Origin of the sequence: Shewanella marina JCM 15074 (assembly GCF_000614975.1) — a bacterium.
Classification (GTDB): Bacteria; Pseudomonadota; Gammaproteobacteria; order Enterobacterales; family Shewanellaceae; genus Shewanella; species Shewanella marina.
In genome coordinates, this window is sequence record NZ_BALM01000007.1 from 75106 (window position 1) to 90887 (window position 15782).

Consider the following 15782-nt stretch of genomic DNA (forward strand, 5'->3'; position numbering starts at 1 on the left):
ATTTTATAAAGCCGGTTTAACCGGCTTTAATTTTATAATAGTTTGAAGATGTACTATGAAGCTTGAATTTTCGCAAGGTAAGATTTTTATTACGCCATTTGAAGTACAGATTGTGATGAATCAATCTGGTCTCCGTTTATTTGCAATGATCGATGATCTTAAATTGCATGCTGAACAATGGCTGATTGTAGCAGATGCAGGGGCTGTTCGGTGGCAAGTTAAACTTGATAATCTTGAACAATTTGAACTTCTATCTACAGAAATAGGGATTAATTAAATATGAATTTTTCACAAGCTGCGATCACAGTTGAGCCGCCCTTAACACCCAAATACTGTGTGATTTGGTTACATGGTCTCGGTGATTCTGGTCAAGGTTTTGCGCCCATTTTACCTGAATTTAAATTAGGCCAATCGCATCATATTCGTTTTGTTTTTCCAACTGCTCCAACGATTCCTGTGACATTAAATGCGGGCTATATCATGCCCGTTGGTACGATATCAAGAGCCCAGATCTACACGAACGAGCGGATATGAGTGGTGTTTTAGCTTCTGAACAGCTAATCCATCAATTGATTGCTGAACAAATTGAGCAAGGTATTCCATCGTCACGGATCATCTTAGCTGGATTCAGCCAAGGTGGCGTTATGAGTTTATTTACCGGATTACGTTATCCTCAATCATTAGCGGGTATTTTAGCTATGTCATGTTATTTACCGTCTGCATCGAGCCTTCCGTCAGAGTTAAGTGCTGCGAATAAGACCACGTCGATTATGCAAATGCACGGTACTCAAGATGACGTTGTGCCTATCTCTGCGGGTGAAGATGCACATCGATTACTGATTGAGGCTGGATATAATAGTCAATGGCAAGCTTATCCTATGGCACATTCGGTATGTCTTGAACAAATTCAAGCTATTAGTCAGTGGATCCAAGCTAACTGTCGAGCATGATATTGGATATATCTTGAGCGACTTGAACTTGCTACGTACTTTTGACATAGCAATGACATGTTGCTTGGATATCTAGTTAGATGGATTAGTTTTATTTAATTCCTTTTTATTTCTGAAAAACGTTTCACCATCAGTTACATGTAATGTATTTTTGGGTGCAAAAAGTTATTTGTAGGTTGTCTGATAAGTTAAAAAATAGTGCTAAAACTGGATCTCAACGAACCATGCTGTTAAAGTGTCGCCCCTCACGCCCAAAGTGAGTTAAATATGTTTAAAAAAGCGTCACATTTATCAGATAATCTTGTTGCCTTGCTTACCATCAGTTTCATCTGTCTATTCCTCCTCGCCGCCGTTGTTGATCTACAAGATTTTACCTTGGCAATTAAATCAATGTTTACCGCATCAGCCGATCTTTTTGGTTACTGGTGGCAATGGTTAATGTTGATTAACTTTATTATCGCAATCAGTATTGCAGTCTCACCAATGGGGCGATTAAAGCTTGGCAAACTAGCCAAACCGAATATTAAAACCTTTAATTGGCTAGCAATGATCATGTGTACCTTGCTGGCTGGCGGCGGTGTTTTTTGGTCTGCAGCAGAGCCTGTTTATCATTTTATTACGCCGTCCCCAAGTTATAGCGGCATTGCTGCAGGAACTACAGAAGCGATTGTTCCTGCATTAAGTCAGAGCTTTTTCCATTGGGGATTTTTAGCTTGGGCTGTATTAGGCACATTGACGACGATTGTGTTAATGCATGCGCATCACCATCATGGCATTAAATTAAGACCAAGAGCGTTATTGTTTCCGTTATTAGGTAAACGACTTGAAAACCATTGGTTAGGCGCTGTTATTGATGCTTGCTCAATTATTGCCGTTGCTGCAGGCACTATTGGCCCCATCGGATTTTTAGCATCGCAGCTTGGTTTTAGCCTAGAGATGTTGCTTGGTTTGGAAAACAATATGAGCAGTCAATTGTTAATCTTAGCCGCAGTGGTAGCTATATATTCAATATCAGCTTTTACTGGTATGGATAAAGGCTTGCAATGGTTAAGTCAGGCAAATGTGATTGGCGCTTTATTGTTGTTGGCTGCCATTCTTGTTCTAGGACCAACACAGTTTGTTATTAAAGAGTTTGGTCAAGCTTTTGTCAGCTACTTGACTCACTTTTCTGATATGAGTCTAACCAGCCAGAATTATAAGTGGAATACTTGGTGGACTTGGTTCTTTTGGGGCTGGTTTATTGGCTTTGCACCTATGATGGCTATTTTTATTGCGCGAATTTCAGATGGACGCAGTATTCGTGAGCTTATTATCGCTGTTGCCATTGCAGCTCCTATCGTGACTAACTTTTGGTTTTCAGTATTAGGTGGTACAGGCATATTTTTGGAGCTTCAAAATCCGGGCAGTATTTCCGAGCCATTAAATGCAGCGGGTCTACCAGCGGTATTGATGGTGTCGGTACAGCAATTACCTTATAGCGCCATTTTGCTGCCTGCATTTTTATTACTCACCACCACCTTTGTTGCTACAACCGGGGATTCGATGGCTTATACCATTTCGATGGCGGTATCTGGCAGTAATGAACCAAGCCGTAAACAACGATTATTTTGGGCATTATCAATGGGAGCTGTTGCGGCAGCACTATTGGTTTCGGGTGATGGTGGTTTAGGGGCATTGCAATCATTTATTGTGATTACTGCTGTTCCTGTATCGATACTCGTTGCTTTTAGTTTAGTGACAAGCTTATTAACGATTAAGCAAATGCATGCTACTCATAAGCTCGCCTAGCTATAAAATTTTAGTCGGATAGGGCAAATCACTATCCGACTAAAAATTAGCGATAAATTTTTTAGATATTCAAACTTTATACTGTTCTTAAAATAAAATAATTGAAACCAATAAGTGCACTGATAATTTACTGTTTGTAAATGATAAATATTAACCTGTCAAAAATTACACATTAATCATCCTTACTCATTATCTTAATTTTAAAACAAGAGTGTAAATCAATGGTTGCATTGTTGGTGTAAATATTAATAATTGTGTCACATTTGTAGCGGAGTATGCTGCTTGAAATAACTTAGTGAGCATTTGTACTAAGTCAGTGATAACAATAAAAGGGAACAGATGATGGCCAATAAATTAATAAAGGCAGTACTTGCAACCTCTATTTTAGCAGCATTAGCTGGTTGTAATGATGATAATGATCCTGTAGTACCTCAATCATGTGCAGAAGATAATAACTGCGTAAAATTCTCTGTGTTACATACCAATGATAACCATGGTCGTTTTTGGCAAAATAAGAATGGCGAATACGGTATGGCTGCACGTAAAACCTTGGTTGATCAATTACGCGCAGAAATAGAAGCTGACGGTGGCAGTAGCTTACTATTATCAGGTGGTGACATTAACACAGGCGTACCAGAATCAGATTTACAAGATGCGGTGCCAGATTTTATTGGTATGAATCTTATTGGTTATGATGCTATGGCCGTAGGTAACCATGAGTTTGATAATCCACTACATATCCTTGATATGCAGAGCATGTTGACTGACTTCCCAATGCTTGCAGCAAATATCTATAAAGCAGACGGTACTCGATATTTTGCCCCATACAAAATCTTTGACGTTAATGGTTTACGTGTTGCGGTTGTTGGTATGACAACAGACGATACCGCTAAACTTGGTAATCCTGAATTCATTAGCGAGCTAACGTTTACTAAACCCGCTGAAGAAATGACTAAAGTTATCGCCGAAATTGAAGCCGCTGGTGGCGCTGATGTTATTTTTGCAACGACCCACATGGGCCATTATGCCGATGCCAAACATGGCAGCAACGCCCCCGGTGATGTAACGATGGCACTTGCTACAGAAGCTGGTAAGTTGCACGCTATCTTTGGTGGCCACTCTCAAAATGCTGTTTGTATGGAGCCTGGTACTGATAACTATGCGGACTTTAACCCAGGCGATAGCTGTACTCCAGATCAGCAAAATGGCACTTACATTATGCAGGCAAAAGAGTGGGGCAAGTATGTTGGTCGCGCCAACTTTGAGCACTGGGGTGGCAAGCTACATTTGGTCGATTACTCACTTATTCCTGTTAACTTAAAAGTGAAAAATGAAGCAGGAGAGCGAGTATTTGTCGGTGACGAGATTGTAGAAAATCCTGATGTTTTAGCAAGTTTACGACCATACCAAGAGCAAGGCCAGCAACTACTAAATGAAGTGATTGCAACAACTGATGCAAAATTGGAAGGGGATCGTGCCGTTGTACGCTATCAACAAACCAATTTGGGCCATTTAATTGCGATGGCACAAAGTACAGGTGATGTTAAAACTGATTTTGCGGTAATGAATTCAGGTGGGGTAAGAGCGTCGATTGAAGCGGGTGAAATCAGTTACCGTGATGTGTTAACTGTGCAGCCTTTCGGTAATATGGTAACTCGCAATAGTATGACTGGCGCAGAGGTCAGTGATTACCTTGCAAATGTTGCGATTAAGACTCAAGGTTCAGGTGCTTATGCACAACTCGTTAATGTCACTATGAATGTTGATTGCCAAGCGGGTACTGTTGATATTAGTGACATTAATGGTAAAGGTTTTGCAGCAGATGCAACTTATACCTTTACCGTACCAAGCTATAACGCTGCCGGTGGTGATGATTACCCCGTGCTTGCTGATGCGATAGATACAGGTTTTGTGGATGCAGATGTGCTGTACCAGTTCTTTAAGGCTAAAGGCACTATCGTGGCTGCTGATTATGCACCAACAGGAAGCGTTGTATATTTAAATTCAACGAGTCCAATGGGTTGTAGCGCTGAATAACGATTAATTTACCTTGCTCCAAAACGCCAGCTTAATGCTGGCGTTTTTTATTGTAAAGTTAAATTATAAGTTACTAATGTGTAACGTTATTCTTATCACACTTTAGATTGATGTAAACATTTTGGTTAAATAATTTTGCTATTATCCTCGCCGTTGAGATCGTATCTGCGATTTTTAAATAATAATTATTAATACAGGGTTGATGTAATGGCTAATAAATTAATTAAGGGCGTTTTAGCATCTGCAGTAATTGCTGCGCTTGCAGGTTGTAATAGTGATGAACCGACGAATCCTAATGCATGTGTAACAGGCAATGAGTGTGTTAAGTTTACGGTATTACACACTAACGATAACCATGGTCGTTTTTGGCATAACAGTAACGGCGAATATGGTATGGCGGCTCGTAAGACGCTAATTAACCAAATTCGTGACGAAGTTGAATCTGCTGGTGGTCAAACCATCCTTCTTTCAGGTGGTGATATTAATACGGGTGTCCCTGAATCAGATATGCAAGATGCAGTACCTGATTTCATCGGTATGAGCTCGATTGGTTATGATGCTATGGCTGTAGGTAACCACGAATTTGATAACTCACTAGATGTATTAGAGATGCAACGTAAGTTGGCTAACTTCCCAATGTTAGCGGCAAACATCTATCATAAAGAAGCTGATGGTTCGGCAACTGAACGTTATTTTGATGCTTACAAAGTCTTTGATGTTAACGGTATTAAGATTGCTGTTATCGGTTTAACCACACCAGATACCTTTAAACTGGTTAATCCTGAAAACGTAGAAAATATCTTTTTTGCTGATCCTCAAGATGAAATCAGAAAGACCATTGCTGAAATCAAGGCTAATGAAAAAGATGTGGACGTGATTTTTGCCACCACTCATATGGGGCACTATGCTGATGGTAACCACGGTAGCGAAGCACCTGGTGATGTGTTATTAGCTCGTTCACTTGAAGCTGGTCAGTTACAAGCAGTATTTGGTGGTCACTCACAGCAACCTGTATGTATGGAACCAGGCACTAATGATTACGCAGACTTTAAACCAGGTGATGATTGTACGCCAGATCAGCAAAATGGTACTTATATCATGCAAGCCCACGAGTGGGGCAAGTATGTCGGTCGTGCTGACTTTGAATATGTTGATGGTAAACTTAACTTAGTTGATTACGCGCTGATCCCAGTTAACTTAAAAGTGAAAAATGAAGCCGGTGAGCGTGTATTTGTAACTTCTGAAATTGAGCAAGATGCTGAATTGAAAGAGTTGCTAGCTGGCTATCAAGCGAAAGGCCAAGAGTTGTTAGATGTCGTCATTTCTAGCACTGATGGCAAGTTAGTGGGCGATCGTGATGTCGTTCGTACGCAGCAGACTAACCTAGGCCAATTATTAGGTGAAGCATACCGTTCATTTGAGCTAGTTAAAGCCGACTTTATGGTGATGAACTCTGGTGGTATCCGTGATTCTATTCCTGAAGGTCCTATTGCTTACCGTGACGTATTAACGGTACAGCCATTTGGTAATTTTGTGACTAAGGCAACCATGACAGGTGCTGAAGTTCAAGAATATTTAAATGCAGTAACGCCATTAACTGGCGGTGCTTATGCACAGTTACGTGGCATTAAGTTAGATGTTAATTGTGATACTAAGACAGCGCAGATTAATGATATTAATAATAAAGGATTTGACGCTGCTGCTGAATATACCTTTGCGGTAATTAGTTTTAGTGCTAATGGTGGTGACGGCTATCCGAAGATCACCGTAGAAGATACTCAGCGTACAGATGCCGATGTATTACGTGAGTTCTTTGTTAAGAATCAAAATATTGATGCTGCATCATATAACCCAGTTGCTGGTGACGTGACTTATACGCTAGGTGGCGCACAAGTGAGTCACTGTGGTGCAAAAGCTGAATAATCTAATTCCCTGATTTTGTGTGTTTAAATCGCCAATCTTTATGATTGGCGATTTTTTTTAGCTTTTATCCTTGAAAACACTAAAGCCAATCCTTATATAATCATTAAGCTGCTCAATGAGGGCTTAAATGTAATACCAATTTGATTAAAGATGTGAGCTATTCAGAGCTTGTCAGCCTTTTCAGTTCTAGGCGCATTGATGCAGTAATGGCTATTCCCTTTCAAATCAATGTAACACCGAAATGGAAAGGCCTGATGAGCTCACTTCGTGCGGGTTTCAAGGCGCTCTATACTGCGTTGAACATTTTCAAAATAGAATAACTATTCTAGTCAAATGTCCGCCTTGTCTACAGCGCCTTGAACTCCCGCTGAATGATCACCTTCTTAATCAAGTTGGTATAATACAAATCACTGTCTGACGATAAGTCTTTTCGCCGTAAGGGAAGAGCAAGTAGACAAGCATCGGGCGCGAACTGTCGGCCCATTATTTACATATTGCTTAATTGAAAGGATATGACTATGCGTAATTATGATTTATCTCCACTGTTCCGTAGTGCCATTGGTTTTGACCGTTTAGCTCGTTTAGCAGAACATGCAGCAGCGAATAATGGCAACTCAGGTTACCCTCCTTATAACATCGAATTACTTGGTGAAAATCGTTACCGTATCACCATGGCGGTAGCAGGTTTTTCTATGGATGAACTGGATATCAGCAGTGAAGGTGACAAACTATTAGTTAAAGGCGTAAAAGCTGAACAGAAGAGTGAACGTCAATACCTACACCAAGGTATTGCTGAGCGCAGTTTCGAGCGTACATTCCAGCTAGCTGACTATGTGACTGTGGTAAGTGCAGATTTAGAACATGGGCTACTCAATATTGATTTAGTGCGTGAGATCCCTGAGGCACTTAAACCGCGTAAAATTGAAATTAACTCATCTCGTTTGATTGAGAACGAAGATAAATAAGCATCACTGTTAATTTTCTAAAGGAGTCTAAAAGGCTCCTTTTTTTACACACAACCTATCCGTTTTTAATATATTATCTAACTTTTATCTATTCGTATTTTGTATATAGTATGGGTACGACTTATCCAATAGGTGAAGAAATGAGAACAACTTTTGATCGTATTCGACATGCGATATTTTTTGAGCTGATCGGTTTAGTTATTATTGTCGGAATTTTAAGCCAATTTGGTTTTGATATGGGCCATGTTGGCATGATGGGCGTGTTATTTTCTGTGATAGCGACAGGTTGGAATTATGTCTATAACATTGGTTTTGATCGCTATATGCTTAATAAAACAGGTTCTGTTAATAAAAGTAGTTTGATACGGATACTACATGCGCTAGGGTTTGAAGGTGGTTTACTGTTTTTAACCATTCCATTGATGGCACTCATTTTAAGTATTAGTTTATGGGATGCTTTCGTGCTGGATATTGGTTTAGTGATTTTTTACCTGTTCTATGCTTATGTTTATAACTTAAGTTATGACAAATTATTCCCTATTAAAGCCACTAAACTGGTATAGCATAATCTTAGTGAATCCCTATTGACTGAATAGGGATTCTTGTTGACATGACGAATAGATTAATGGCTCTTCATTGCTTTTTCACCTCTTGCTAGGCCAACGACACCTGAGCGCGAGACTTCAATAACTTTAGAGACTTCTGTCATGGCTTGAATAAATGCATCGAGTTTTGCGCTGGGGCCCACCATTTGAATGGTATATAAATTAGCGGTTACATCGACAATCTGACCTCTAAAAATATCTGCAGTACGCTTGATTTCTGCGCGCATGGCGGCAGGTGATTTTACTTTTATCAGCGCTAATTCGCGCTCTACATGTTCAGTGTCTGTAATATTTGCGACTTTTAATACATCCACTAATTTATGTAATTGCTTTTCTATTTGCTCTAGAGCACTTGCATCGGCAAATAAACTGATGGTGAGACGGGATAAGGTGGCATCATCTGTTGGCGCAACCGTGAGGGTCTCAATATTATAGCCACGTTGTGAAAATAGGCCGACAACACGAGAAAGCGCACCGGGTTGGTTTTCAAGCAATACACTTATTATTCTGCGCATTATGATTTCTCCGTCTTGCTTAGCCACATATCTTTCATCGAACCACCACGAATTAACATGGGGTAGACATGCTCAGTTTCATCAACACTAATATCGACAAAGACCAGTTTATCTTTCATCGAGAGTGCTTTGGCTAGACCAGCCTCAAGTTCGGCAGGATCGGAGATGGTCATTCCTACGTGGCCGTAGGCTTCAGCAATTTTGGCGAAATCAGGTACAGAATCCATATAGGAATGGGAGTGGCGTCCTGCATAAATCATATCTTGCCACTGTTTGACCATACCCAAAAAACGGTTATTCAAATTAATGATTTTAACGGGAACATCATATTGCAGTGCAGTTGAAAGCTCTTGAATATTCATTTGAATTGAGCCATCACCAGTGACACAAACTACACATTCGTCAGGGAATGCCATTTTAACCCCCATAGCGCTGGTAGGCCAAAGCCCATGGTGCCAAGACCACCAGAGTTGATCCATCTTCTTGGTTTATCGAATGGGTAATATAAGGCTGCAAACATTTGGTGTTGGCCAACATCTGAGGCAACGTATGCATCACCGTCAGTCAGTTTATATAGCGTTTCAATGACTTGTTGTGGTTTTATACGGGTATCACTGGTTTGATATGCCAAACTTTGTTTACCGCGCCATAATTCAATTTGTTGCCACCATTGGTTTAGCGCAGCTTTATCATGTTCATCTTGATGTTGCTCAAGTAGCTCAAGCATATCACTTAACACAATATCGGCGCTGCGACTATCGGTATATCTACCGCAATGGTTTTTGAGATAGAAGATGGATCGACATCAATGTGTAATATTTTGGCATTAGGGCAATATTTTTCAACATTATTGGTGGTGCGGTCATCAAAACGCACACCAATACCAAAAATGAGGTCACTATTATGCATGGCCATATTGGCTTCATAACAGCCATGCATTCCCAGCATGCCTAAACTGTTTTTATGGGTACCGGGAAATGCGCCTAATCCCATTAAGGTACTCACTACAGGAATATTCAACTGCTCAGCTAATGTCAGTAGTTGTTGTTCACAACCTGAAATAATGGCGCCTCCGCCAACATATAGTACCGGCTGTTTAGCTGCCATAAGTGCTTGTAGACCACGTTTAATCTGACCTTTATGACCTGAGACTGTCGGGTTGTAAGAGCGCATGCTAATATCTTTAGGATATTGATATTCATGTAAAATTTCAGGATTTAAGCAGTCTTTAGGTAGGTCGACAACAACAGGACCCGGTCGGCCAGATGCGGCTAAATAAAAGGCTTTTTTGATAATGGTAGGAATATCTTTAGCATCTGTGACTAAAAAGCTGTGTTTTACCACCGGACGAGAGATACCTATCATGTCACATTCTTGAAAGGCATCATTACCGATTAAGTTACTTGGCACCTGACCAGATAACACCACTAATGGGATTGAATCCATATAGGCGGTCGCAATACCGGTAATCGCATTGGTTGCGCCGGGACCAGAGGTTACTAGCACAACACCAACATCACCCGTTGCACGAGCATAACCATCAGCCATATGAACTGCAGCTTGTTCATGCCTGACTAAGATATGTTGAATGGCAGATTTTTGGTGGAGGGCATCATAGATATCTAAAACTGAACCGCCGGGGTAACCAAAAATTAGGCTAACGCCTTCATCAATTAAACTGCGAACAATCATGTCCGCACCGGATAGTTTTTCCATATGATGCTCCTTATCAGTTACGGTTTGATTAACGGTAACTGGTTATGACGATGATAATCGTCGTAATAACTGCAAAAATGGTTATTTCTACAGTCGGATAAATAATCAGTAGGATGATTATTTATTCATCATATGTAACTAATTTGTTATTTCAAGTGTTATTTTAATATTAATTAAATAATTTAAGATTTGATTTTAAAGCAGAGTAATAGCACCAATAAACTACAGCTAAACATAATGCTGGCAGCAGGTACTGCACTCCCCGTATAAAGTAATGCTAATAAAGGGCCGCTGAGCGCCCCAGCTGAGAATTTTAAGCTGCCCATTACTGCTGTTGCGGTGCCAGTGTTATGGCTAAATTGTAATAACACGAGAGCATCCGCGTTGACTGACATCATGCCAATCGCTCCCATTAATGGGAAAAAGCAGATAGCGGTTAATAAATAAGAGCTAGACCATAAATTGACGAGTATTAATGCAAGCGCTGAAATGAGTGCAACCATAGCAGCGGCTTTTAGTATCGGTAGTGGTTCTTTTTTTCGTAATAAATAAACATTGATGCGGTTAGCTAGCATTAATGCCATCACGTTGGCTGCAAATAATAATGTAAACAACTGCTCAGACACATTAAAGACTTCAAGGTAGATAAAAGCTGCCGAAGTGATGTAGCAAAAGAATGCAAAGGCAGTGATTAAACTGCACATTAGCAATAGTGGTACGTTAGCCGTGTTAAATACAATTTTAAACTTCTGTATTGTCGTCGTTGGTATAACAGCAGCATCAGTTTGGACTTGGGCAAGTGGCTTATATGCAATACACAGTAACAAAATAGCGTATGCACCTAATAGATAAAAGATGGTATGCCAACTGGAAATGGTTATCACTAAGCTACCTAATGTTGGTGCAATAAGTGGTGCTAGCATCATCATTAAACTAATATGTGCCATACCTTTTGCTGTATCTTGTTGGTAGATATGGCGGATATAACCGGGAACGGCCACTGTGGCAGCGCTGCCACAAAATGCTTGCATAAAGCGTAATGTAAAAAATTGAGCTTCAGTTTGGCTTAATGCTAATAACAAACTAATGAGACCAAAACTGAGTAAACCAAAGGTCACTAGAGGTAAGCGTCCATACTTGTCACATAGCGGCCCAAAAATAAGCATGCCAATAGCGTAACCTGCTAAGTAGATACTTAAGGATTGGCTTAGCTGAGTAATATCACTATCCATGCTTTGAGCAATCATGCCTAAAGCTGGCAGATACATATCAACCGCTAGAGGCGTTATCGCAATAATCATAGATAAAAATATAGTGATGTTGAGACCATATTTTTTAGCGTGAGACAAGATTACTCCTTGGTCATGGGTAATAACAGCGTTAAGGGATTATCTGGTTGCCAGACGGTGTGCTTTTGCATACAACGTTGAAATAACTCACTGTGCATAATACGTTTTAGCCAGGGAGCTAATGTGGTTGCATAACGATTGAAAAACCAATCACTATCGACATAAGCACATTGTCTAATAAATGGCATTAAGGCTAAATCAAGCATAGTTAATTGGTCTGATAGTAAGAATCGTTTAGCGCCGAGTTGTTGCTCAAACATCGTGAGGCACTGGTCAATATGTTGTTGATAATATGCGATAGGGTTTTCAGGGAATCGTACTGCATATTTGTACTTATCCAACCAATGCTTGAACTCTATATCATTAAACTCAATCAGTTGCTCAGCATTTTGATCTTCTATTAGGTATTGGTTTGGGTCGTTTTGTGCAAGCGCCCATTGCATAATTTGTAAACTTTCATCAATGACATCACCATTGGTCAATTGCAGTACGGGGACAGTTGCTTTGGCTGAAAGTGTAATCAATTCAGCAGGTTTGTCTTTTAGTCTAATTTCTCGTAATTCAACTTGGATCTCGGCTGAGATTAATGCCATTCGAGCCCGCATAGCATAAGGGCAACGTCTAAATGAATATAGAATGGGCAATGCACAATGGTTCATTTGTAAGTTATTCTGCTACTGAGGGATCGATAGCTACAGCTTAATCAATTATGAGTATGAATATAATACCTATAGTCAAACAATCTGAATGTTCAACATTGTTAATGTTATTGGTATTACATTTGCGACTAAAAATAACATTTATATTTTGGTGTTTATATCACGATTAGATAAACCGATTTCTTTGACTGAAAATTACGTGTTGTTGGTGCTTTTGTCTGTGTTGGAACTGTGGTAACTTAATCGGCTTTTTTAGGTCCCATGGGGTTTTTATGATCGTCGGTTTTGATTATGGTAGTGCTAATTGTGCTGTCGGTAAGTTAGTAGGGGACCAAGTTGAATTATTGCCATTAAGTGCCAATAGTCCTTACGTTAGCTCAACGTTATATGCTTATGATCGTGAGTTGATCGCGCTAGCAGTCTATCAAGGCTTAGAAGCCTCACAACAAGCCGAATATGCCCGTTTACGCAGTGCTCAACTCACCAGAGCAAGACAAGCATTAGTCGAGTTAGATTTAAGTGCTAATGAGCAATTAGTCTTTTTTGGTGACGAAGCGGTAGAGCAGTATTTAGATTTTCCCGAAGAAGGCTTTTATGTACGTTCGCCAAAATCATTTTTAGGGGCAAGTGGTTTACGGCAAGAGCAAGTTGCTTTATTTGAAGATATTGTGACTGTGATGATGATGCATATTAAAAATGCGGCTGAAAAAATAACAAAACAAGCACTGACACAAGCGGTTATCGGTCGCCCAGTTAACTTTCAAGGTGTGGCGGCAGAAGAGGCGAATCTACAAGCGGAAGCGATTTTGACTACCGCGGCAAAACGTGCGGGTTTTGCACAGGTTGCGTTTCTATTTGAACCGATTGCTGCGGGTATGGATTATGAAGCGAGCCTAACCGAAGATAAAACCGTGCTTGTTGTCGATATTGGTGGTGGTACAACTGACTGTTCAGTTGTAAAGATGGGACCATCTCATATCGGTTCACAAGATCGTAGTGCCGACTTTTTAGGTCACACCGGCCAACGTGTTGGCGGAAACGATCTTGATATTGCATTAGCGATGCATGGTTTTATGCCGTCCTTAGGATTGGGCTCAGCGATGAAAAATGGTTTGCCAGTGCCAAGTAAACCTTTCTGGAATGCCGTTGCAGTGAACGATGTGAGTGCACAACGTGATTTTAGCAGTCTAGCCAGCCGCAAACTGATTGAAGATTTAGTTAAGGATGCGCAATCGCCAGCATTAATAAATCGTTTGTTAAAGGTACAAAAGCAACAGTTGGGCTACCAATTGGTACGTAGTGCCGAACAAACTAAAATAGCATTGTCTAACGCGGCAACAACAACTGTTGACTTAAACTACATAGAAACGGCATTATCAACTCAGATTACTGAACCACAATTTGAACAGGCTATCAGTGATCCGATTAACCGAGTTGAGTCATTAATGGCAGGGGTACTTGAGCAAACTCAAGTGACGCCTGATATTATTTATGTGACTGGTGGTACAGCAAGAAGTCCGGTTATTCATCAAAAAATTACTGCTATGTTCCCTGATAAACCCGTGGTTGTAGGTGATCATTTCGGTTCAGTAACCGCTGGTTTAGCGAGATGGGCAAAAAGGATATTTACGCATGCTTAAGCTTTCAAATGTACTAAAAATCGGACTCGTTTCTGGGGTACTCGCCACCACTGTAGCTTGTAATGATAACGAGGTGGGTGATGTATCACTTGGTCTCTTTACATTGAAAGATATCAAAATTAGTAACTTGGATGATGATAAAATTCCGGGAGTGACTTGTCATATCGCTTCTGTTGAAGCTAATTTGAGCTTGTCTGATCCTAGTGATAGCTCCATTTCATGCCGTCAAACCGGTGAAATAACCCCTGCAATGATTGCCTCTATTGATAAAAGTAAGTCTGGTGAAGTGGTATTTAGTCAGTCAAAAAGTATTTTCTTTAAGACCATGAAGGTTAGACGCATCTATGATGCTGAAAACCAGAGCTTATTGTATTTATCATATACAACCAAAGAGACCGAAGGCAGCTTTAAACACAGCTTGTCAACGGTTCCCCTTTGGGGCACTAAGGCTTATGTCACGCCGAAAGGGTAGTTAACCTAAAATTGAAGATATAAAAAAAGCGCATTATATGCGCTTTTTTGTTGCCTCAACTCAATTAAGCTTTTTTAGCTTTTTTGATTTTAGGCATAGTTGCTTCGCCTGATGTTGGGCTAGCAGCTTGAGTACGGTTAAACATACCTAAACGGATACGAATAAAGTGCAAAATTTCTTGTGCAATATTCACATTTAAGCAAGATTCTAAACCTTCAAATCCTGGTGAAGAGTTTGCTTCACAAATCTTGTAGTGGCCGTTATCGAATAATAGATCGATACCAGCAACATCTAGATTAAGAATATTAGCAGTTTGTGTTGCTAACCATTCAATTTCAGGTGTAATTTCAAAAGGAGTCGCGCTGCCGCCAGCACTTACGTTAGCTTTAAAGCTATCTTCTTGACCCTTACGCTCATAACAGCCAACAACACGGCCGCCAATAGTAAATACACGTAAATCACGACCATGACTATTAGCGATAAATTCTTGCAAAATGATGTTTGCATTTTTATTTGTCGCTTCAATCAATTGCATTAAATCGTCAAACTCACGTGGCTTGTGTGATAAAAATACACCACTACCTTGTGAGCCAGACAGTGTCTTAAGCACTACAGGGAAGCCTAAATGACGTTCAACTAAATCGATATCAACAGGGAATTTAACCAACATTGTTTTTGGCGTTGGTAAATTCTTTTCTGCTAGTAGTTGTTGTGAGAACAACTTATCTTTTACCGTTTCAATCGCGGTAGAAGAGTTTAAGCAGTAAACACCTAAACGTTCTAAATGGCGGATGATAGCAAGAGCAAAGTAAGTCGTACCTGATCCCATACGAGGAATAATAAAATCAGGTAGCTCAACAGGCTTACCATTAAGCAAAATACTTTTGTTATCTTCACGGGTAACAGTCAAATCGAACTCGTCTGGTGCGTACACTTCAAGTTCAATGTTGTCTGCTTTAGCTGCTTCTACTAAGCGCTCGATCTCATAGAGTTCAGGCTTTAAAATAGTTGCAGTTTCTTTGTATAAAATCCAGCCACGCATTAATCGCAAACCTCGGTTTAAATATAGAGCTCTTCTGCTCAGGGTTATTTTACAGCATAAAAATCTGCACGCAAATTAATGAGCACGCCAAAAAGTATAGCTGCTAATTCTTAATCGGTAT

General features: G+C 40.1%; 13 protein-coding genes and 2 pseudogenes. 9 read left to right on the forward strand and 6 right to left on the reverse strand.

The features are described from left to right. Positions 1–55 precede the first annotated feature (55 nt). From JCM15074_RS21425 to JCM15074_RS07405, 7 genes and pseudogenes are all read left to right on the forward strand, one after another. Entirely contained in the window at positions 56–277 is a 222-nt protein-coding gene (locus JCM15074_RS21425) for a DUF3389 family protein (protein ID WP_037469315.1), read from the forward strand. Positions 278–279: 2 nt separating this feature from the next. Continuing rightward, a pseudogene (locus JCM15074_RS21430) lies at positions 280–950 on the forward strand (alpha/beta hydrolase). Positions 951–1217: 267 nt separating this feature from the next. Beyond that, positions 1218–2738: a BCCT family transporter gene (locus JCM15074_RS07385; protein WP_025820619.1), complete on the forward strand. Its 1521-nt coding sequence runs from the start codon at positions 1218–1220 to the stop codon at positions 2736–2738. A 342-nt stretch (positions 2739–3080) separates the two neighbouring features. Continuing rightward, entirely contained in the window at positions 3081–4775 is a 1695-nt protein-coding gene (gene ushA, locus JCM15074_RS07390) for a bifunctional UDP-sugar hydrolase/5'-nucleotidase UshA (RefSeq protein ID WP_025820620.1), read from the forward strand. Positions 4776–4982: 207 nt separating this feature from the next. Beyond that, positions 4983–6698, forward strand: a complete 1716-nt coding sequence (gene ushA / locus JCM15074_RS07395; protein WP_025820621.1) for a bifunctional UDP-sugar hydrolase/5'-nucleotidase UshA — start codon at positions 4983–4985, stop codon at positions 6696–6698. 518 nt (positions 6699–7216) lie between these two features. Beyond that, on the forward strand, positions 7217–7663 hold the full coding sequence (locus JCM15074_RS07400) for an Hsp20 family protein (protein WP_025820622.1): 447 nt from the start codon (positions 7217–7219) through the stop codon (positions 7661–7663). 140 nt (positions 7664–7803) lie between these two features. Next, positions 7804–8226, forward strand: coding sequence for a PACE efflux transporter (locus tag JCM15074_RS07405; protein WP_025820623.1), 423 nt, complete (start codon positions 7804–7806; stop codon positions 8224–8226). Between the two features lie 59 nt (positions 8227–8285). Here JCM15074_RS07405 and ilvN read toward each other — a convergent pair whose 3' ends face one another. The 5 genes and pseudogenes from ilvN to JCM15074_RS07425 form a co-directional block, all read right to left on the reverse strand. Then, the gene (gene ilvN, locus JCM15074_RS07410) at positions 8286–8783 is read right to left on the reverse strand and encodes an acetolactate synthase small subunit (RefSeq protein WP_025820624.1); all 498 of its coding nucleotides are present in this window, start codon (positions 8781–8783) and stop codon (positions 8286–8288) included. Beyond that, positions 8783–9510: pseudogene (locus tag JCM15074_RS25590) on the reverse strand (thiamine pyrophosphate-dependent enzyme). Before JCM15074_RS25590 ends, ilvN begins: the two are co-directional and overlap by 1 nt. 5 nt (positions 9511–9515) lie before the next feature. Next, positions 9516–10499 (reverse strand): biosynthetic-type acetolactate synthase large subunit, encoded by a 984-nt coding sequence (gene ilvB / locus JCM15074_RS25595; RefSeq protein WP_373278883.1) that lies wholly within the window; start codon positions 10497–10499, stop codon positions 9516–9518. A gap of 182 nt (positions 10500–10681) precedes the next feature. Next, positions 10682–11848 carry a Bcr/CflA family efflux MFS transporter gene (locus tag JCM15074_RS07420; RefSeq protein ID WP_025820625.1) on the reverse strand — a complete coding sequence of 389 codons (1167 nt, stop codon included), beginning with the start codon at positions 11846–11848 and terminating at the stop codon, positions 10682–10684. Between the two features lie 2 nt (positions 11849–11850). Continuing rightward, positions 11851–12507 (reverse strand): glutathione S-transferase N-terminal domain-containing protein, encoded by a 657-nt coding sequence (locus JCM15074_RS07425; protein WP_037469322.1) that lies wholly within the window; start codon positions 12505–12507, stop codon positions 11851–11853. A 272-nt stretch (positions 12508–12779) separates the two neighbouring features. Here JCM15074_RS07425 and yegD point away from each other — a divergent pair, with 272 nt between their 5' ends. Both yegD and JCM15074_RS07435 read left to right on the forward strand, forming a co-directional pair. After that, positions 12780–14147 (forward strand): molecular chaperone, encoded by a 1368-nt coding sequence (yegD, locus tag JCM15074_RS07430; RefSeq protein WP_025820627.1) that lies wholly within the window; start codon positions 12780–12782, stop codon positions 14145–14147. Beyond that, complete coding sequence (locus tag JCM15074_RS07435) at positions 14140–14619, forward strand: CreA family protein (protein ID WP_025820628.1); 480 nt, start codon at positions 14140–14142, stop codon at positions 14617–14619. Before yegD ends, JCM15074_RS07435 begins: the two co-directional genes overlap by 8 nt. 64 nt (positions 14620–14683) lie before the next feature. Here JCM15074_RS07435 and JCM15074_RS07440 read toward each other — a convergent pair whose 3' ends face one another. Then, positions 14684–15661 carry an ATP-grasp domain-containing protein gene (locus JCM15074_RS07440; protein ID WP_025820629.1) on the reverse strand — a complete coding sequence of 326 codons (978 nt, stop codon included), beginning with the start codon at positions 15659–15661 and terminating at the stop codon, positions 14684–14686. Between the last annotated feature and the right edge of the window lie 121 nt (positions 15662–15782).

Bases quoted from the DNA above. Each gene is read 5' to 3' on its own strand.
- JCM15074_RS21425 (WP_037469315.1), top strand. From the start codon at position 56: ATGAAGCTTGAATTTTCGCAAGGTAAGATTTTTATTACGCCATTTGAA.
- JCM15074_RS07385 (WP_025820619.1), top strand. From the start codon at position 1,218: ATGTTTAAAAAAGCGTCACATTTATCAGATAATCTTGTTGCCTTGCTT.
- ushA (WP_025820620.1), top strand. From the start codon at position 3,081: ATGGCCAATAAATTAATAAAGGCAGTACTTGCAACCTCTATTTTAGCA.
- ushA (WP_025820621.1), top strand. From the start codon at position 4,983: ATGGCTAATAAATTAATTAAGGGCGTTTTAGCATCTGCAGTAATTGCT.
- JCM15074_RS07400 (WP_025820622.1), top strand. From the start codon at position 7,217: ATGCGTAATTATGATTTATCTCCACTGTTCCGTAGTGCCATTGGTTTT.
- JCM15074_RS07405 (WP_025820623.1), top strand. From the start codon at position 7,804: ATGAGAACAACTTTTGATCGTATTCGACATGCGATATTTTTTGAGCTG.
- ilvN (WP_025820624.1), bottom strand. From the start codon at position 8,783: ATGCGCAGAATAATAAGTGTATTGCTTGAAAACCAACCCGGTGCGCTT.
- ilvB (WP_373278883.1), bottom strand. From the start codon at position 10,499: ATGGAAAAACTATCCGGTGCGGACATGATTGTTCGCAGTTTAATTGAT.
- JCM15074_RS07425 (WP_037469322.1), bottom strand. From the start codon at position 12,507: ATGAACCATTGTGCATTGCCCATTCTATATTCATTTAGACGTTGCCCT.
- yegD (WP_025820627.1), top strand. From the start codon at position 12,780: ATGATCGTCGGTTTTGATTATGGTAGTGCTAATTGTGCTGTCGGTAAG.
- JCM15074_RS07435 (WP_025820628.1), top strand. From the start codon at position 14,140: ATGCTTAAGCTTTCAAATGTACTAAAAATCGGACTCGTTTCTGGGGTA.
- JCM15074_RS07440 (WP_025820629.1), bottom strand. From the start codon at position 15,661: ATGCGTGGCTGGATTTTATACAAAGAAACTGCAACTATTTTAAAGCCT.